Origin of the sequence: Bacillus sp. AFS012607, assembly GCF_002558005.1 — a bacterium.
GTDB lineage: Bacteria > Bacillota > Bacilli > Bacillales > Bacillaceae_G > Bacillus_A > Bacillus_A thuringiensis_S.
The window spans coordinates 444,019-461,626 of record NZ_NTVM01000002.1 but is presented as its reverse complement, the minus strand read 5'-3'; the positions used below and the strand labels follow the sequence as shown (position 1 = coordinate 461,626).

Sequence of the window (17,608 nt, the reverse complement as noted above, 5' to 3'; positions counted from 1 at the left end):
TTGTACGTTATGATAGATATGTTCGAAAAATCGTTAATATAATTTCACATACTATCTGTCACTATCATGATTAAAATTTCTCTAATACGATTTTCCCGATGGTACGTCCACTTTCAAGTAGTGCATGTGCCTTCTTTAAGTTTTCAGCGTTAATCGGTGTTAATGTTTCATTTAAGGTAGTCTTTAAAATGCCTTCATCTAGTAGTTCGCTTACTTTATTTAATAGTTCGTGCTGCGTAATCATATCGCCAGTTTCATACATTGCTTTTGTAAACATAAACTCCCAAACGAGTGTAGCACTTTTACTTTTTAAAATACCCATTTCAAGAGGGTGTTCATTTTCTACGATAGAGCAAATTTTGCCTTGTGGTTTAATAAGGTCACATATTGCTTGCCAATGTTGATCTGTATTGTTTAAGCAGAAAATATAATCTACATCGCTGAATCCAAGGCTTTGTAATTGCCCTTTTAAAGGGGCATGATGGTCAATTGTATGGTCAGCTCCAAGCTTTTTAACCCAGTCTATCGTTTCGCCGCGGGAAGCAGTTGCAATTACATTTAGTCCAGCCCATTTCGCCAGTTGAATTGCAATTGAACCGACACCACCAGCTCCGCCGATAATTAAAATGTTTTTAAATGAGTTCGTATCTTTTTTAGTATGATCAATGCCTAAACGTTCAAATAAACCTTCCCAAGCTGTAATCGCTGTTAAAGGAATTGCGGCAGATTCAGCATCATTTAACGTTTTTGGTTTCTTACCAACGATTCTTTCATCAACTAAATGATATTCACTATATGTACCTTGTCTCGTAATGCTTCCAGCGTAAAACACTTCGTCGCCTTCTTTAAATAACGTACAACCTTCGCCCGTTTGTACGACAATACCACTCGCATCCCAGCCGAGTATTTTTGCTATATCTTCTTTTTTATCTTTCGGAGAGCGAACTTTTGTATCAACTGGATTAACGGAAATTGCGTTAATTTTAACGAGTATATCTCTTCCTGTAGCAACAGGTCTTTCAACTTCAATATTAATTAAACTGTTTTCTTCTTCAATAGGTAAGTATTCATGTAAACCAATTGCTTTCATTTCTATTCCCTCCATTAAAGTAAGAGTCATTTACTCTTTTATTATAGATGGTGAAATGCCATTATGTAAAAAAGTACACTCTTTTTTATTTATGCTGGTATGAAAGTGTGGAAGGAGTTTATTTCTAAAAAGCAGAATTTTTTATTGTGTTACTTTATCTTAAATTAAATGTAAAGGTGGATACATAATGACAGTAAAAAAGCTTTATTTCATCCCAGCAGGTCGTTGTATGTTAGACCATTCTTCTGTTAATAGTACGCTCACACCGGGAAATTTATTGAACTTACCTGTATGGTGTTATCTTTTGGAGACGGAAGAAGGGCCTATTTTAGTAGATACAGGTATGCCAGAAATTGCGGTTAATAATGAAGGTCTTTTTAACGGTACATTTGTTGAAGGACAGATTTTACCGAAAATGACTGAAGAAGATAGAATCATAACTATTTTAAAGCGTGCAGGGTATGAGCCAGATGATCTCCTATATATTATTAGTTCACATTTGCATTTTGATCATGCGGGAGGAAATGGTGCTTTTTCGAATACGCCAATCATTATACAGCGTGCTGAATATGAGGCGGCGCAATATAGAGAAGAATATTTGAAAGAGTGTATATTGCCGCATTTGAACTACAAAATTATTGAAGGGGATTATGAAGTGGTACCTGGTGTTCGGTTATTGTATACACCAGGACATTCGCCAGGGCATCAGTCACTGTTAATTGAGACAGAAAAATCCGGTCCGATATTATTAACGATTGATGCATCTTATACGAAAGAGAATTTTGAAGATGAAGTGCCGTTTGCAGGATTTGATTCAGAATTAGCTTTATCTTCAATTAAACGTTTAAAAGAAGTTGTGGCGAAAGAGAAACCAATTATTTTCTTTGGTCATGATATAGAGCAGGAAAAGGGATGTAAAGTGTTCCCGGAGTATATATAGTGCAAAAAGTCATGAGCTCGCGTGCTCATGACTTTTTCGTTTAAATAATTTTTTTAAATAAATTATAAACTTTTTTTGAACTATCTTCGTTTAACTGATAGTACGTAAGGTTTACATCATCAGGAGTATCTTGCTGAGCAATCATCACTTCGCTGTTGTGATGATCAACTACCCATATGAAATATTTTTTATAAGTTCCATCTTCGAAAGTAATCCACATATCACAATCTATTAAATCTGATCCTTCCTCATCCAATGTTAATTTGCCTTTTTTTGCGGTATTCATACTGTTAATAAACGTTTTTAACTCATCTGTTTTTGTGAGAAAGATATCCTTTTTTGTTTTAATTGATTCGACATGTATATCTTTTATTTCCTGTTTTCCTAAAAAAACAGGAGGCTCATTTGGATCTCGGGAGCTTGAAATAATAGTAGCTTTCTTTTTCGGCTTATTTGCAGTATACAGATCTTGAATAGATTTTCCCGAGTTTACAAACCATACAATTCCAGAAATAATTAATACGCTACCTAACAATAAAATAATTTTTTTAATAGGATTTTCTCCTCTCTATTACTTTGTGTGAAGAGCTTTTCTATTAATATATGATAGGTAAGCGTAAAGTATTATAGTTGAACTTGGTTATGCTTCACAGTTTTTATCGGGCGATCTATGAGTAAATTGTAAGTGAGCCCAATTAATACGAAAATGCCACCGATAACTTTACCGATAGAGAGTTCATTTGTCAGGAAGAAATCAATAATAGTCCCCGCAAATAATTGTCCGATAAAGATGAGTAATGTTAAATAAAAGGCTGATATTTTAGGAGTAATATAGTTGGATAATGAAATAACGATAACGCCTACTAATCCGCCTAAGTACACGGCGATAGGAATAGATTGCAACGTATGAATAGGGATATACAATGAATCTGAACTGAAAATTAAAAATAACATAGAGAAAAATAATCCAGTAATATAATTGAAAAACGTGCCTTCCCAGTTTCCAATTTCCTTTGCTAAATTCGCGTTAATAATTCTAGCAACGACGATAGAAACACCAGCTAAAATAGCGATCGTAATATATAACATATTTTTGCCCCCATTAATAAATTGTCATGATAATAATCCCAGAAGAGATGAATGCTAATCCAACTAGTTTTTTCTTTTCAAACTTTGCAACTTTCATTCCTAATAAGCCGAAATGATCAATAACGATGGAAGCAATAGATTGACCGAGTAAACTTAATGCGATCGTAATAGAGGCACCGAGGACGGAGAAACTTATATTATTAAAAAGAACAGTGAATACTCCAATCGCTCCAGCGCTATATAAAAAAATCGGAATACCTTTATCGAAATGAATTTTATGTTTGTTTAAGATTAAAATGAAGATAACTGCAATTAAACCGACGAGGTGAATGACAACGCTTGCTGTATACTTCCCAATTAACTCGGATAAAATTCCATTCAATGGGAGCATAACGGCGATGAGCACACCAATAAAGACAGAAAGAAAGTTATACAATGTAATATCCCCTTTATATTTCATATTTGTAATGACTGTATCATGCTGAAATTGTGTATTGTTATGACATATGTCATAGTGGAAGAAGAAAATTTTAATTACAATGGGGATGAGTTGTAAAGGTGGGGGACTATGAAGAAAGTATGTAATTCTATTAAACTAGCAGAGTATATGAAGAAAAATAATATTGATTCATTTTTTAGTCATGATATGAAGCCATATATGGAACTTATATTTTTTAAAAAGAATGAGTTTATTTGTAGAGAAAATGAAGAAATAGAGTATTTATTTTTCTTCGTTGAAGGAAAAGCGAAAGCGTTTAATACATTAAGTAACGGGAAATCTGTATTGCTATGTTTCTATGATAGTTTGCAGCTGTTAGGAGATGTTGAGTTAATTCATTCTCAAAAGACTGCTTCAAACGTACAAGTAATGGCAGATTCATATTGTGTTGCTTTACCTTTAGGAAAAGTGAGAAATCAGCTATTTCATGATGCGAAATTTTTAAGATGTATTTGTGGATCGTTAGCACATAAGTTAAATCGACTTTCAAAAAATAGTACAATTAATTTACTATATCCACTTGAAAATAGACTTGCAAGTTACATGTTAGCAGCAGGGGAACGAGCGGTGCAGCACGGAAATCGAATTGTGTTTAGTGGGAATTTAACGGAAACAGCTGAATTGTTAGGAACGAGTTATCGGCACCTATTACGTACATTAAATATTTTTTGTGATAAAGAGATTATAAAGAAAAACAATGGTTGCTTTGAAGTAGTGAATGTGGATGTTTTGAGGGAATTGGCTGCGGATGTTTATAAATAGGAGATGAAGTTATAAATGATTACACCTATATTTAGAATTTTTGATATTGAAAAAGCAAAACTATTTTACATAGGTTTTTTAGGATTTAAACTGGATTGGGAACATCGGTATGAGGAAAATATGCCATTATATATACAAATTTCGTTAGATGATACTGTGATACATTTATCAGAACATCATGGTGATGCCTCACCAGGTGGTACGATTCGGATCAAAATAGATGATGTAAAGGATTATCATTCTGTATTATTAAGTAAAGAATATGCTTATTCGAAGCCGAATATAGAAAAAACACCTTGGGGTACAATTGAATTAACTGTGATTGATCCGTTTTTAAATAGAATTATATTTTATGAGGAAAAATTGTCGGAGTAGAAAGGATTCATATACAAATATTCATGGGTTAAGTAGTGTAGTTACGTGGTAAATGTAATGAAGAGTAGTTCATAAAGTAGTGAACTGCTCTTTTTCATGTTGTTAAACAGATTGAATTATTGAAAAATAAATCGTATGATAAAATACATGAACAAATGAGCATGTATTCATTTGTTGTAAGGAGGAGGGAAAAGATGTTAGATGCAATCATTGTTGGAGCTGGTCAAGCGGGATTGACAATAGGATACTACTTGAAGCAGGCAGGATATAATTTTTTATTACTCGAGGCAGGAAACCGAATTGGTGATTCATGGAGAAATAGATATGATTCTTTGCGGCTCTTTACACCGAGTGAATATAGTAGTTTACCAGGTAGGATATTAAAAGGAGCAAGGAATGAATTTCCACATAAAGATGAAATTGCAACTTATTTAGAAGAATATGCAAGACATTTTCAATTACCGGTACAATTACAAACGGAAGTTCTAAAAATAAAGAAAGAAAAAGAAATATTTGAATTACATACTCCTACAGAAATTTTACAAACGAAAAAAGTTATTATTGCATCAGGTGGTTTTCAGCAACCATTTATTCCCTCAGTTTCAGAAAATCTTTCACCACATATTTTTCAAATAAATTCATCACAATATAGATCATCATCGCAAATTCCACAGGGGAAGGTACTTGTAGTAGGTGGCGGAAATTCAGGAATGCAAATCGCAGTAGAACTTGCAAAAACGCATGAAGTTACGGTGTCTATTAGTCATCCCTTAACGTTTTTACCGTTACAACTTTTTGGAAAAAGTATTTTTAATCTGCTAGAAAAAGTGGGTTTATTGTACGCTGAAATAAATACAAAGAGGGGAAGATGGTTTCAGAAGAGAAAGGACCCTATTTTCGGTTTTGAAGGTAAGAAACTTATTCGTAATGGAGCAATCAAACTACAAGAAAAAGTAGTAAGTGCATCAGGAAATAACATTATGTTTCAGAATGGTGATATTTATAGTGCAGAAAGCGTTATATGGTCAACTGGTTTTGTTCAAAATTATAATTGGATTGAAATTGAACAGGCAGTGAATGAGAAAGGGTTTCCTAATCATATAAAGGGAGTTAGTCCAGTAAGAGGATTGTATTATATCGGATTGCCGTGGCAATCTCAAAGAGGCTCTGCGCTTATTTGTGGTGTAGGAAAGGATGCAGTATATTTGCTTTCTGAAATCAAAAAAATAGATCAGTAGCAATAACTACTGATCATCCATATGTACATGAATTAGGAGAGGTCAAACATTTATTAACTTTATTATAATAGATTTTCACAGAATTAAAAACTGAAAATTCAAATTTCATGTTGAGAAAGTTTTTTGTATCGAAATATATGAAAAAATAGGGATTTTCATCCCACATTAACGGACAGTAAGGCCTCCACTGATTAAAGTTTCACTTTATTAAAAGGAAAAATGATATTTATATTTTAGTAAATTATGATATAGTCTAAATAAGTGTGTTTTTCCATAAATGTAATTATTTTCATTGTAGTTTCGTTTATATAAGGGAAGGAGAAGTAATTATGAAGTTTGATGATCAACGCTTACTAGGAGTCCGATTAGGTTCTGTACTTGTGACAGAGGAAAATCAATATTTAGTAATTAAGAAAAAAGATCATTATGCACTATTAAATATACATAATTTAGAATGCACTCATGTTGAAGTGCAGTTAGAACATTTGGAAGAAATGTTACATGAAGATTTCCAGGAAAGTATAACGGAGATTATCGCACCAGAACATATAAAAATTGTTGCGAAAAATGTTATATAGATAAAGAAGCTGGAAGGAACAGCTTCTTTATTTTCATTATAAGGATAACGTTTTTACAACCTCACCAATGATCCCTTCCATTTGATGAACACCTAAATCGGAATTGGTCATAATAACAGCGCCATTCCCGCAGTATGGATAACAAACCATCATACATTGAAATCCGACGCCCCATCCGAGTGAATAAATCTGTAATTCTTCATTAGAATCATCTAGAAAAACACCTAATCCAGTCCATTTTGAGCAACCTTGAGGAGAAATCATGTCTAGTACTAATTTTTGAGAAAGTTTTAGTTTGCCCTTTCCTTGTAAGGAATGAATGATTTCAATGACTAAAGCTGATAAGTCAGTGAAATAAAACAAATGAAAGTTAGTAAGGGGGAACATTCATGGAATTCTGGATGGTTATACCGATAGTAGCCTTTGGATTCATTTATATCGCTGAAAAATTAACTACAATTGAAAAGAAAAATGATGCGCGTTTAAAGAGAATTGAAGATAGATTACAATTAATTACGAAAGAATTGGGAATTGTAGAAAGAGAACCTGAAATTAATAAAGAACTACGCCAGCTTGTAGAAGAAGGCAAAAAAATTACAGCAGTTAAGAGAGTAAGAGAAGCTTTTGGTTTTTCCTTACTAGAAGCGAAGCAATATGTTGATAAATTATAAAAAAGATCACCCATTTGGGTGATCTTTTTCACTGCACCATGCGTGTATTTACATAAGCCGCGATTATAACGTGTCCAATTATAATGATAGGAAATAAGATTTTGGCATTAGGAGTAGTGAAGACACTACCGATTGTCGCAATGACACCAGCAATTAAATTATAAAGACCTACTATTTTTGATAGTGTCACTTTATCAAGCACGCGGCGTTCGTTGAATCCTGATAAGAGGCAAGTGTATTGTTTTACTCCGATGAAATAAGCTAGTGCAAATGAAATGATTGCTACTATGAATAATGATGGTGAAGCGAAGAGAGTCATTGCAAACACCTCCGTTAATGGGCTATAAATAAAATATAGTCTGAATGTTATAATTTAACAAAATACAATTTTGATTTTAAATGTAATAGAAAAATGGAGTATTTGTAATGAGGGGAGATTAAGTATGAATATTGTGGAGTTTCAGATTGGGATGACAAATTAACGAAGGAACTAATAGAAATGGTAGAAAAGAAATTTCAGAAGCGCGTAACGGATTTCATTATTACACATGCGCACGCTGATCGAATTGGCGGAATAAAAACGTTGAAAGAAAGAGGTATTAAAGCGCATAGTACAGCATTAACTGCAGAATTAGCAAAGAAAAATGGATATGAAGAGCCGCTTGGAGATTTACAAACAATTACGAGTTTGAAGTTTGGCAATACAAAAGTAGAAACGTTCCATCCAGGGAAAGGACGTACAAAAGATAATATTGTTGTTTGGTTGCCACAATATAAAATTTTAGCTGGAGGCTGTTTAGTGAAATCTGCGGAAGCAAAAGATTTAGGAAATGTTGCAGATGCATACGTAAATGAATGGTCTACATCGATTGAGAATGTGCTGAAGCGATATGGAAATATAGATTCGGTAGTACCTGGTCATGGAGAAGTAGGAGACAGAGGATTACTTTTACATACACTGGATTTATTAAAATAAGAAATTGTAGAAATACAAAAGAGAGGAGAAATAATTTTCTCCTCTCTTTCTTCTAACTATATTTAAATGCTGAATCTGTCGATTACGCCAGCATGTATTACTGAGATTTTAATTCCAAGTATACAAATACTAGAACTGTCATAATTGCTATAACAACGTAAGTAGCATCAAGCATTATAAGTGTTTTTAAAGTTTCAGTAATTCTAATTCACCCCTGTTATAAAAATATAACATGATCTTTTTATTGATTAGATAAGAGATCATAAAGATAAAATGTATATGAAATTTCTTAAGTAGTTTCTATATAAATATATCATATAAATAATGTAAGTAATGTTAAGATAGTGTAAATGTATTGTAAATAAAAAGCTTTACAATAAAGGCTTTAATAAAAAATGATAGTTCCTTAAAATAAAAAGTACGCTATTCTTTCTATTGAATGATAGAAAAGGATGGCGTTTTTGTATGTCTATTTTCATATGTGATGAATTGCAACTATTTGTATAAGGGTTCAAAAAATTTTCGTTGTATATATTTCTCCAAATTAATTATTTAGCTATTTAAAAGTATCGAAAGATGTGTGCACACTAATGTACATTTTTTAGTGTCAATAAAAATATTATGTCAACAATATGAACTGTCACAAATCTTTATATATTATTGTGATTGATATCACATCACTTTTTTTCAATGGGTATTATGCTTAAGGTGTAATAAATGATTGGGAGAGGGTGGGATGATATGTTTTGTTATCAATGTGAACAAACGCCAACAGGCGGATGTAAAGTGATGGGTGTTTGTGGTAAGAATGAAACGATTGCGAGTTTACAAGATACGATTGTGTTTGGGCTAAAAGGAATTGCAGCTTATCGCACACATGCTGCTCAGCTAGGGTATACGGATGCATTTGTAGATGCTACAACACAAGAAGCTTTATATATGACATTAACAAATTCTAATTTTAACGAACAAGAGCATATTGATATGGCTATGAAAGTTGGGAAATCAGCTTTACGGGTGATGGAGTTATTGGATGAGGCACATACGAATCATTTTGGTGTGCCAGAACCTGTACAAATTACACAAAATCGTGTAGAAGGTAAAGCAATTGTAGTTACGGGCCATAATTTATTTGCATTAGAAGAACTATTAAAGCAAACAGAAGGAAAAGACATTAATATTTATACGCATTCTGAAATGCTACCAGCACACGGATACCCGCAGCTGAAAAAATATAAACATTTAAAAGGAAACATCGGTAAGGCATGGTATGATCAAAGACGCCTTTTTGAAAAATTTACTGGTGCCATATTAGCTACAACGAACTGTGTTATGCCAATTAAAGGCTCGTACTCTGATCGATTCTTTTCATATGACATTGCAGGTTTAGAAGGTGTACAAAAAATTGAAAATGATGATTTTACAACGTTAATTCAAAAAACGCTAGAACTTCCAGAAGTACATATGGAGTCGGATGAACAGTTAGTGACAGGGTTTCATCATAATACAGTATTATCATTAGCTCCAGAAATTATTGACGCAGTAAAAAAAGGGAAAATAAAGCGTTTCTTTGTTATCGCCGGTTGTGATGCACCGGGAAAAGGCGGAGAATATTATCGTGAATTAGCAACGTCACTTCCGCCAGAAACGGTTATTTTAACAACTTCTTGCGGGAAATTCCGCTTTAATGATGTGGATTACGGTGTTGTACCTGGTACGGAAATTCCGCGTTACATTGATTTAGGACAGTGCAATAATTCAATTTCTACAGTGAAAATAGCGGCTGCTTTAGCTGATGCTTTTCAATGTGAAGTGAATGAATTGCCAGTAAGTATTGTCCTATCATGGTTTGAACAAAAAGCGGTTGCCATTTTACTAGGGCTATTTAGTCTTGGGATTCAAGATATTCGCATCGGTCCAAAGGCTCCTGAATTTATTTCAGCTGGCGTGCTTGATGTATTACAAGAAACATTTGGTTTAAAACTAATTACAAATGCAGCAGAAGATATGGCTATGATGTTATCGTAACGGAAAAGATGTTTTCACTTAATTGTGGCTTTATAAATCATTTGTATGTGTGTGAGTAAACGTACATACATACAAATGATTATTAATAAAGAAAATTTGCTATATCTATAAATTTTATAATTTTATAAAGCTTTTAAAGTGTAACACCACATGCCCATCACCTTAAGATTTTAAGTATCCCCAAAACGAAATTTTTACATGAATATCTATAATTTCACCTCTTTTTCATTTGATTTGAAAATAAGCTTTCTATTTTTAAAAACCAACGATACCACCTCAAATTATATGAATAAAATCCATTCATTTATTAGGAAAATGGATTAAAAATAATAAGGTAGACTAAAAAGTAAAATATTATTTATGATAATCATTCTTTTATAAAATTCAAATTGGAAATAGCCCTACTCATTTTCAAAATGGAGGGGCTTTTTTTACTGTAAAATCAATATCTGCAGCTTATTTTTGTTGAAAAAATTCTCATTCTTATTTTGATAGTGATATGGGTACATATACATGCACATCAATCTTTTATTATGAAGTAGCCCTTAAATATATTGTTTTTTATTGACAGACATAAAAATGATTTATTTGCTGTATTGATAATTTATAGACGTTATAATAAAATGTTTGTGTATATGTAAACTTAATTTATTTTTGTTTGGTTTAATTGGGAGGTTAGGCAGTGTTAATAACAATAAAATAATGGATATATCACCTGCAAAAAGAATGAAACCAATACGGAGAAGATGATTTCGTTAAAAATTCGAAAAATAAGCGTTATTAGCTCTTGAAGAAAAATGACTAGAAAAATTACAAGCATATGGAAAATAGGGTTATACAAAAAGTCCTAAAGGGGGACGGAATTATGGAGAAAAGAAAGTATTCAGTAACACCACAAGATCGAATGAATTATGTATTAGGTCTTTATTCTGCAGATCAACAAATTAATGCAGTTCTTTATTTTCCTGTAGGTATATCCAAGGAAATACTTGAAGAATCAGTAAGGATAACGTTGCAATTGCAACCAGTTTTGAACAGCCGGTTTGTAGAAAATGATATTCCTTACTGGGAGGAACATTCATCTGACACTAACTCATCTATTTGCTTTTTTGCAGAAGGAAATAATCAAGAACTTGAAATAATGGCAATAGATTTTATTAAAGAACCTGGTGATCGTATACAGGGGCCTATGGTTCAAACGAAATTATTACGGGGCACTACAACAGATATGTTAGTTGTGAAATTATCTCATCTATGTTCAGATGGTGCAGGAGTCAAGGAATATATTAAATTGCTTGGAACAATATATACGCACCTTTCATTGGGACGGTCTAAGAAGCAAATTATAAAGGAATTTGATGAGGGAAATGAGAGTTGTCGAGATCAATCACATGTATTCAAATACGCTGGAATATCGGACATAAAAAGTGCGTATCGTCCTAACCAAGAACAACAGGCATCGTTATGGTCTTTTCCATCTCAACCTAACAAAAATAAATTTCCCCAAATGTCCGTACGGCGATTGAGCCATGAGCAAACTCTACGTTTAACCCAATGGACAAAAGCACAACAGGCTACCTTGAATGATGTAATCATGACTGCATACTTCCGAGCTTTATCACATTTCACTGTGTATGCAGAACCTCGCACTGCAGAAAAAATGATTGGCTTGACAATTGATTTACGTCGATATCTGCCTAATAATACAACTGGTGCTATTTGCAACTTATCCGGTATGGAAATGCCAGTGATTAAAATGGAAGACGATGAAACATTTAAGCAGACTCTTGTTCGAGTTAAACAATCAATGGATAAAATAAAGTCTCAAAATCCAGGTCTTTCTTCAGCAGCAGGAATGGAGCTACTGGCAGAAATGAAGCTATCTACAGTGAAGGAAATGTATAATCAGCAATATGAAGAGGCTGTACAGATGGGGATGGCGTTGCCATTACTGACAAATTTGGGAGTGATCGCTGAGGAACCTATTCAGTTTGGTCAAATTCAAGCTGAGGACGGGTATATGGCATCGCCTATTATGTATGCACCATTCTTTTCAATGGGAGTAAGCTCTTATAATGGAAGACTTACATTTACGATTGGTTATCATGCGCCGGATACATCAAAAGAAAAGGTAGAAAAATTTTTAGATAGTGTTGTGAATCAACTATCAGAAATAAAATAAAAGAGAATATAGAGAACAAATTTCTAACAGAATTGTATTTTAGGAGCTCGTATCATGTACGGATAATCTCTGGGAATTTTCTCTGACCGCACTTGCCTTTATGCTTTATATGCAATGGGAATGGTAGTGAGAAACAATTTGTATCGTGAAAAAACATGATATATCGGTATGAAAACAATAAAGCAGAGCTGATTTAAATTACACTTTGAATCAGCGCTGTTTTACTAGTTTGATGGCCCTTACAACAAAAAAAGGAGACTGTATCCGGTTAGGGTAAAGCGGATTTTTAATTTTTTTGAAAATAAGGTTGACATCCACAACTACTTAGTCATACAATGTAGTTGTAATAAGTAATACTGAATAGTGTAGTTTTACTCAAAAACTATTCAGTAAAAAATTCGCCTTAGTACTCTGTGATACTAAATATAAGTCAGATAGAATAGGGGGTAAAGGAGGATCAGGACATGGAAAATTTAACTGAAATGCTGAAAGGTTCACTGGAAGGGTGTGTACTGGAAATCATTAGTCGCCGTGAAACGTATGGCTATGAGATTACCCGCCACCTGAATGATCTTGGGTTTACCGAAGTTGTGGAAGGTACGGTGTATACCATCCTCGTACGATTAGAGAAGAAAAAGCTTGTGAATATTGAAAAGAAACCATCAGATATGGGACCGCCGCGTAAGTTTTATTCATTAAATGAAGAAGGCCGCCAGGAGCTTGAATTGTTTTGGAAAAAATGGGATTTTGTATCGTCAAAAATTAACGTCTTGAAGTCAAAATAGGTTCATAAGATAAAATGTTCCGGCCGATATTTTGAGAATTTCTTGTTCGGTTTTATAAAAAAGGAGGAAAATAAGATGTTAGAAATGTTCAAAAAGTTAATTGGTGATAAAAAAGAGTACAAAATGATGATGGCACGAGTTGAGGCTCTGCCAGAGGACTACCAATTTGTATTTAAGAAAATTCAAAACTACATGTGGAATTTCTCAGCGGGTAACGGGATGGATATGTTACACATACAGTATGAATTAATCGATTTGTTCGAAGCGGGTGCAGCGGAAGGAAGACAAGTGCTTGACATTACTGGGGATGACGTGGCTTCCTTTGCTGACGAACTAGTGGCAAACGCTAAAACGTATGTCTCCAAGTATCGTGAAGATTTGAATGAAAGTATTATGAAGAAATTGAGAAAAAAATAAATGCAATTAGTAATACCGACTGATTAGCTGGTTACAAATGTGAATTGCCGCCATCGCTATTCAGTTATATTTTTAAACTAGTACTAAGTAATACAGATTATCAGTGATACTAAATAGAGGGTGTATGTAATCTAATTTTATAAGGGGGAAAAAGTATGAGCAATGCAGCAATTTCTATAAAAGGGTTAAAAAAATCTTTTAAAGATAAAGAAGTCTTAGAGGGAGTGGATTTTGAGGTGCAGCGTGGCGAAATTTTTGCGCTGCTAGGCTCAAATGGAGCGGGAAAGACGACAACGGTCAATATCCTTTCGACGTTAATGAAACAAGATGATGGTGAAGTGAGTATTTGCGGTTTTGACGTCCAGCGACAACCAGATCATGTTCGTCAAAGCATCAGTTTGACAGGACAGTTCGCAGCTTTAGACGGCATGCTTACTGGAAGGGAAAACTTGATAATGATCGCTAAGTTACGTGGTGTTTCCAATCCCGCACAAGTTGCTGATAATCTACTTGCAAGATTTAGCCTGACTGATGCGGCCAACCAGAGGGCAGACCAGTATTCAGGCGGGATGAAGCGCCGACTTGATATCGCGATGAGTTTGATTGGGGCGCCAGCAGTTATTTTTCTTGACGAACCAACGACTGGACTTGATCCGGAAGCGCGGATCGAAGTGTGGGATACCGTCAAGGAACTTGCCGGCAGCGGCACAACGATCTTGCTCACTACTCAGTACTTGGAGGAAGCGGAACAACTGGCGGACCGTATCGCTATTTTGCATGGCGGAAAAATTATTACGACAGGTACTCTTACTGAACTGAAGGAGATGTTCCCGCCAGCAAAAGTAGAGTATATCGAGAAGCAGCCGACGTTGGAAGAAATTTTCCTTGCGATTATCGGTAAAAAGGAGGAGATGTAAATGAAAAGCAAAACAGGGGTATTACTAGGGCGCTTAATGCGCAATATTATGCGTAGTCCGGATACAATTATTACGGTAGCAATTACACCGATTATGATGATGCTATTATTTGTTTACGTATTTGGCGGGGCTATAAAGACAGGAACGGATAACTACGTTAATTATTTATTGCCGGGAATTTTGCTAATGGCTATCGCATCCGGTGTAGCTTACACTTCCGTGCGACTATTTACGGATGTAAAGAGTGGGCTGATGGCACGTTTCATTACGATGCCTATTAAGCGCTCATCGATATTGTGGGCTCACGTTTTAACCTCTTTTGTTGCTAATGTACTTACTATCGTGGTGGTTATTCTTGTTGCATTATTAATGGGTTTCCGTTCCAGTGCTAATATTCTAGAGTGGCTCGCGGTAGCTGGAATACTTGGGATGTTTACGCTGGCGCTAACATGGCTAGCTATCATTCCAGGATTGAAAGCGAAGTCTATGGAAGGGGCGACTGCTTACTCGTACCCGCTAGTTTTTCTTCCATTTATTAGTTCGGCCTTTGTGCCTACCGAAACGATGCCAAAAATTGTTCGTGCGTTTGCAGAGAATCAGCCTGTAACTTCAATCGTGAATGCGATTCGTGCTCTTTTATATGAAGGAACTGTGGGTAACGATATTTGGATTGCACTCGCTTGGTGCGTAGGTATAATGGTCATCTCTTACTTTTTCGCCAGTAAAGCATTTAAACGTCAGTTAGGGTAAGAAACGAGATAAACGAAACCTTCAGGAATAATATATATTTAGAAAAGCACGGGAGATTTTCCGTGCTTTTATTATTTATCATGCTCTCATTGTAGTAAATGAAATGGTATTTAAAAATAGGATAATTATCCAGTGATAAAGCTTAATATTTGAGGCTCACTGCTTATGGAATGTATAAGCACACTCGTTTTTGTAAATCTGCTAATACTTCATCGGGTATTTCTTTGATTTTAATATCCTTCCCTAGAAAAAGCAGCCAATTTATTATTTCCATCACTTCATCGGGATTGTTAACATTGATAAAAGTTTTTAAAATGGCTGTGGATTGGTAAGGATTAGTATAAGATATTGAAATTTTTAAAGGATGGTATTTTTTGAACTGGGCAATTGCTGTCGGACCAAGTTCAAATACAAGGTTAATTGCTTCGTCCTTCTTACTTAGTTTTTCTAAAATCTTTTTCTTATTTAGCCTTTTGTTCGTCGTGTATGGTTCGATATTAATGAGATCATCGACAGGAAACATCATCTTCTTTTCTTCTTTTAAGTCAAACCCTTCAATGATCCAATGGCTTTTTTCTTGATAAAGGTGCAATAGATAAATTGGATAAGACTTGATTTCTTCATCTTCTTTGATAGTAATCAATAAATGGTTATCTAAAAGAAGGATTTGAATGAGTTTTTCTAACATAGGATGGGGGAGATCAGAAAGCTCAAGTAGATCGGGATTATAAGGATTAGTCCCTTGGAAAAGCAAGAGTTGATTTAAAAGAACGAGATCATCTTGCTGGGTTTCTGAGATGAGTCCTAGTAGTTTTTCGGCTAAAGATTGACGACTCTTTAGGTAGGGAAGTTGTTGATTCCTCGTAGCCATAAAGGCAATAAAAAGAGCTTTCACTTCATTATCAGTAAAGCGAACAACGGGCAGGATAGAGTTGTGCATAACAAAATATCCCCCGGTCCTCCCAACTTCAGCGACAAGTGGCATTCCCATAGCTTCAATTTCTCTAATGTCTCTAATAGCTGTCGACCGTGATATGTTAAATTCTTGTATAATTTCAGATATTGTAAAGTGGGAGCGGTTGTTGATATACCGCATAATTGTATTAATCCGTTCAACTTTTTTCATTTTGGTCTCCTAAACAGTATCATTTTTTGACATGGTTTAAAGGTATTATAAACGTATCAGATGAAAAGATAAATCATTTGAATCATTTTAAAAGAAGGAAGGTTTTGAATATGAAAAATTATACGATTGAAGAAAAAGATAGCTTTATTGTGTTAGGTATTGGAACTGAAATTAAGAGTGACTATACAGACTTTGCTGGGATAAATAAAGAAAAGGAAGACTTTTGGTCGGCTGTTAAAGAAGATGGAAGGCTGGACACTTTAAAAGCTTTAGCTACAAATGAATACATTTTTTCCGTGAGCGAAGCGGTGAATAACAAAATGATGTATTATGCGGGTGTCATGACAGAAGCACAAATAGAAGAAGAATCTAGAGTGATTCAGTTTCCGAGGGGAGAATACTTAGTAGTGAAAGGGGAAGACAAAACGGCTAAAGAGCTAAGTAATAAGCTTACTGGCATCGCCTTCGGTCAAGCTTTACCAGAAGCAAAGGATTTTGCCTATGTTGGTGGACCGAATACAACGGTTGAGATGGGACAGAGAAATGGCCTAGTATTTGGTGAAATGTGGATTCCGGTTGTTAGGAAGTAAAGTGATAAAAGGTGCGAATATGGAAAGTAGAGGCTAATGATCTTGTATTGTTGGCCTTTTTGAAATGAATATAATATTCATATACTGCTACACAGTATGTTCTGATAAAATGGAATAAAAGGGAATTACTGTAAGGTGGTGGTGGGGAGAATAAAAAAGGCTATTTGAGCTATTCATAGTAACGTTTGTTTTTCTATTCCTTCATGTAAGTACATTTACTAATGAAAGATTTAACGATAAATTGGGATCCTTTACTTTCATTGTGCTACTTCTTATGCTTTCTATTTACACTGCATTTATAGAAAAGTATTTTGATGATATACAAAAGTGGATTCGAAATATTACATGTTGCTTTGCTTTATTCGTAGTGGTTTTAGTAGCTCTATGGATAGGTTATTTTTAGTCCTTACTTAAGAGAATGAGAAATATGTGATTACACTACATTCGATTCGATAATATGACTTAGCTGCATCGGTTTATATTAATCTTTTCTCTCCTCAATCATGATAAAATGTACAAAATGAGAATCCAATTTAATAGATATTATAAGAAAACCATCAATTTGATTATCCTTTTTCAAATTGATGGTTTTTAT

General features: G+C 34.4%; 20 protein-coding genes and 2 pseudogenes. 15 read left to right on the top strand and 7 right to left on the bottom strand.

The genetic code is table 11. From position 1 onward, the window contains the following. Nucleotides 1-70: 70 nt before the first annotated feature. Nucleotides 71-1,090 carry a zinc-binding alcohol dehydrogenase family protein gene (locus tag CN409_RS02790; RefSeq protein WP_097981030.1) on the bottom strand — a complete coding sequence of 340 codons (1,020 nt, stop codon included), beginning with the start codon at nt 1,088-1,090 and terminating at the stop codon, nt 71-73. 187 nt (nt 1,091-1,277) lie between these two features. Between CN409_RS02790 and aiiA the strand changes: the two genes are divergently transcribed. Then, nucleotides 1,278-2,030, top strand: coding sequence for a quorum-quenching N-acyl homoserine lactonase AiiA (gene aiiA, locus CN409_RS02785; RefSeq protein WP_000216598.1), 753 nt, complete (start codon nt 1,278-1,280; stop codon nt 2,028-2,030). Nucleotides 2,031-2,070: 40 nt separating this feature from the next. On the opposite strand, the gene CN409_RS02780 is transcribed toward aiiA, so the two are convergent. The 3 genes from CN409_RS02780 to CN409_RS02770 form a co-directional block, all read right to left on the bottom strand. After that, the gene (locus tag CN409_RS02780; RefSeq protein WP_000901705.1) at nt 2,071-2,565 is read right to left on the bottom strand and encodes a YhfM domain-containing protein; all 495 of its coding nucleotides are present in this window, start codon (nt 2,563-2,565) and stop codon (nt 2,071-2,073) included. An 89-nt stretch (nt 2,566-2,654) separates the two neighbouring features. Continuing rightward, nucleotides 2,655-3,119: a DMT family transporter gene (locus CN409_RS02775; RefSeq protein ID WP_000965812.1), complete on the bottom strand. Its 465-nt coding sequence runs from the start codon at nt 3,117-3,119 to the stop codon at nt 2,655-2,657. A gap of 13 nt (nt 3,120-3,132) precedes the next feature. Next, nucleotides 3,133-3,579: a DMT family transporter gene (locus CN409_RS02770; RefSeq protein ID WP_002082423.1), complete on the bottom strand. Its 447-nt coding sequence runs from the start codon at nt 3,577-3,579 to the stop codon at nt 3,133-3,135. Nucleotides 3,580-3,687: 108 nt separating this feature from the next. Between CN409_RS02770 and yeiL the strand changes: the two genes are divergently transcribed. The 4 genes from yeiL (at nt 3,688) to CN409_RS02750 (ending at nt 6,571) form a co-directional block, all read left to right on the top strand. Further along, nucleotides 3,688-4,380, top strand: a complete 693-nt coding sequence (yeiL, locus tag CN409_RS02765; protein ID WP_000754833.1) for a transcriptional regulator YeiL — start codon at nt 3,688-3,690, stop codon at nt 4,378-4,380. Nucleotides 4,381-4,395: 15 nt separating this feature from the next. Further along, on the top strand, nt 4,396-4,755 hold the full coding sequence (locus tag CN409_RS02760; RefSeq protein WP_000632390.1) for a glyoxalase superfamily protein: 360 nt from the start codon (nt 4,396-4,398) through the stop codon (nt 4,753-4,755). Between the two features lie 194 nt (nt 4,756-4,949). Then, complete coding sequence (locus tag CN409_RS02755) at nt 4,950-5,993, top strand: flavin-containing monooxygenase (RefSeq protein WP_097981028.1); 1,044 nt, start codon at nt 4,950-4,952, stop codon at nt 5,991-5,993. Nucleotides 5,994-6,322: 329 nt separating this feature from the next. Continuing rightward, nucleotides 6,323-6,571: a hypothetical protein gene (locus tag CN409_RS02750; RefSeq protein ID WP_000666947.1), complete on the top strand. Its 249-nt coding sequence runs from the start codon at nt 6,323-6,325 to the stop codon at nt 6,569-6,571. A gap of 36 nt (nt 6,572-6,607) precedes the next feature. Here CN409_RS02750 and CN409_RS02745 read toward each other — a convergent pair. Further along, nucleotides 6,608-6,922, bottom strand: a pseudogene (locus tag CN409_RS02745) (serine hydrolase domain-containing protein); the annotation flags it as partial. Between the two features lie 38 nt (nt 6,923-6,960). On the opposite strand from CN409_RS02745, the gene CN409_RS02740 reads away from it, so the two are divergent. Next, nucleotides 6,961-7,242: a hypothetical protein gene (locus CN409_RS02740; RefSeq protein ID WP_000397727.1), complete on the top strand. Its 282-nt coding sequence runs from the start codon at nt 6,961-6,963 to the stop codon at nt 7,240-7,242. A gap of 28 nt (nt 7,243-7,270) precedes the next feature. On the opposite strand, the gene CN409_RS02735 is transcribed toward CN409_RS02740, so the two are convergent. Continuing rightward, complete coding sequence (locus CN409_RS02735; protein WP_000171767.1) at nt 7,271-7,561, bottom strand: DUF3784 domain-containing protein; 291 nt, start codon at nt 7,559-7,561, stop codon at nt 7,271-7,273. A gap of 141 nt (nt 7,562-7,702) precedes the next feature. Here CN409_RS02735 and bla point away from each other — a divergent pair. The 7 genes and pseudogenes from bla to CN409_RS02695 all read left to right on the top strand — a co-directional run. Further along, nucleotides 7,703-8,218 (top strand): annotated as a pseudogene (bla, locus tag CN409_RS02730) (subclass B1 metallo-beta-lactamase); the annotation flags it as partial. Between the two features lie 741 nt (nt 8,219-8,959). Next, nucleotides 8,960-10,246, top strand: a complete 1,287-nt coding sequence (gene hcp, locus CN409_RS02720) for a hydroxylamine reductase (RefSeq protein ID WP_002082429.1) — start codon at nt 8,960-8,962, stop codon at nt 10,244-10,246. A gap of 865 nt (nt 10,247-11,111) precedes the next feature. Beyond that, nucleotides 11,112-12,428 carry a condensation domain-containing protein gene (locus CN409_RS02715; protein WP_000415486.1) on the top strand — a complete coding sequence of 439 codons (1,317 nt, stop codon included), beginning with the start codon at nt 11,112-11,114 and terminating at the stop codon, nt 12,426-12,428. 464 nt (nt 12,429-12,892) lie between these two features. Then, nucleotides 12,893-13,213 (top strand): PadR family transcriptional regulator, encoded by a 321-nt coding sequence (locus tag CN409_RS02710; protein ID WP_000429488.1) that lies wholly within the window; start codon nt 12,893-12,895, stop codon nt 13,211-13,213. Between the two features lie 75 nt (nt 13,214-13,288). Continuing rightward, nucleotides 13,289-13,630, top strand: coding sequence for a DUF1048 domain-containing protein (locus CN409_RS02705; RefSeq protein ID WP_000891986.1), 342 nt, complete (start codon nt 13,289-13,291; stop codon nt 13,628-13,630). Nucleotides 13,631-13,785: 155 nt separating this feature from the next. Then, nucleotides 13,786-14,547: an ABC transporter ATP-binding protein gene (locus CN409_RS02700; RefSeq protein WP_000063306.1), complete on the top strand. Its 762-nt coding sequence runs from the start codon at nt 13,786-13,788 to the stop codon at nt 14,545-14,547. Then, nucleotides 14,548-15,297: an ABC transporter permease gene (locus CN409_RS02695; protein WP_000837798.1), complete on the top strand. Its 750-nt coding sequence runs from the start codon at nt 14,548-14,550 to the stop codon at nt 15,295-15,297. Between the two features lie 163 nt (nt 15,298-15,460). On the opposite strand, the gene CN409_RS02690 is transcribed toward CN409_RS02695, so the two are convergent. Then, nucleotides 15,461-16,423, bottom strand: coding sequence for a helix-turn-helix transcriptional regulator (locus CN409_RS02690; RefSeq protein ID WP_000755023.1), 963 nt, complete (start codon nt 16,421-16,423; stop codon nt 15,461-15,463). Between the two features lie 110 nt (nt 16,424-16,533). On the opposite strand from CN409_RS02690, the gene CN409_RS02685 reads away from it, so the two are divergent. Together CN409_RS02685 and CN409_RS02680 are read left to right on the top strand one after the other, a co-directional pair. Continuing rightward, nucleotides 16,534-17,013 carry a GyrI-like domain-containing protein gene (locus CN409_RS02685; RefSeq protein ID WP_000801030.1) on the top strand — a complete coding sequence of 160 codons (480 nt, stop codon included), beginning with the start codon at nt 16,534-16,536 and terminating at the stop codon, nt 17,011-17,013. Between the two features lie 175 nt (nt 17,014-17,188). Continuing rightward, on the top strand, nt 17,189-17,416 hold the full coding sequence (locus tag CN409_RS02680; protein ID WP_082180115.1) for a DUF3963 domain-containing protein: 228 nt from the start codon (nt 17,189-17,191) through the stop codon (nt 17,414-17,416). Nucleotides 17,417-17,608: the final 192 nt, after the last annotated feature.

Excerpts from the sequence above, each read along its gene's own strand:
- CN409_RS02740 (WP_000397727.1), top strand. The coding sequence starts at position 6,961 with ATGGAATTCTGGATGGTTATACCGATAGTAGCCTTTGGATTCATTTAT.
- CN409_RS02705 (WP_000891986.1), top strand. The coding sequence starts at position 13,289 with ATGTTAGAAATGTTCAAAAAGTTAATTGGTGATAAAAAAGAGTACAAA.
- CN409_RS02700 (WP_000063306.1), top strand. The coding sequence starts at position 13,786 with ATGAGCAATGCAGCAATTTCTATAAAAGGGTTAAAAAAATCTTTTAAA.
- CN409_RS02710 (WP_000429488.1), top strand. The coding sequence starts at position 12,893 with ATGGAAAATTTAACTGAAATGCTGAAAGGTTCACTGGAAGGGTGTGTA.
- CN409_RS02790 (WP_097981030.1), bottom strand. The coding sequence starts at position 1,090 with ATGAAAGCAATTGGTTTACATGAATACTTACCTATTGAAGAAGAAAAC.
- hcp (WP_002082429.1), top strand. The coding sequence starts at position 8,960 with ATGTTTTGTTATCAATGTGAACAAACGCCAACAGGCGGATGTAAAGTG.
- CN409_RS02775 (WP_000965812.1), bottom strand. The coding sequence starts at position 3,119 with ATGTTATATATTACGATCGCTATTTTAGCTGGTGTTTCTATCGTCGTT.
- CN409_RS02760 (WP_000632390.1), top strand. The coding sequence starts at position 4,396 with ATGATTACACCTATATTTAGAATTTTTGATATTGAAAAAGCAAAACTA.
- CN409_RS02695 (WP_000837798.1), top strand. The coding sequence starts at position 14,548 with ATGAAAAGCAAAACAGGGGTATTACTAGGGCGCTTAATGCGCAATATT.
- CN409_RS02715 (WP_000415486.1), top strand. The coding sequence starts at position 11,112 with ATGGAGAAAAGAAAGTATTCAGTAACACCACAAGATCGAATGAATTAT.
- CN409_RS02755 (WP_097981028.1), top strand. The coding sequence starts at position 4,950 with ATGTTAGATGCAATCATTGTTGGAGCTGGTCAAGCGGGATTGACAATA.
- yeiL (WP_000754833.1), top strand. The coding sequence starts at position 3,688 with ATGAAGAAAGTATGTAATTCTATTAAACTAGCAGAGTATATGAAGAAA.
- aiiA (WP_000216598.1), top strand. The coding sequence starts at position 1,278 with ATGACAGTAAAAAAGCTTTATTTCATCCCAGCAGGTCGTTGTATGTTA.
- CN409_RS02690 (WP_000755023.1), bottom strand. The coding sequence starts at position 16,423 with ATGAAAAAAGTTGAACGGATTAATACAATTATGCGGTATATCAACAAC.
- CN409_RS02735 (WP_000171767.1), bottom strand. The coding sequence starts at position 7,561 with ATGACTCTCTTCGCTTCACCATCATTATTCATAGTAGCAATCATTTCA.
- CN409_RS02685 (WP_000801030.1), top strand. The coding sequence starts at position 16,534 with ATGAAAAATTATACGATTGAAGAAAAAGATAGCTTTATTGTGTTAGGT.
- CN409_RS02750 (WP_000666947.1), top strand. The coding sequence starts at position 6,323 with ATGAAGTTTGATGATCAACGCTTACTAGGAGTCCGATTAGGTTCTGTA.
- CN409_RS02770 (WP_002082423.1), bottom strand. The coding sequence starts at position 3,579 with ATGAAATATAAAGGGGATATTACATTGTATAACTTTCTTTCTGTCTTT.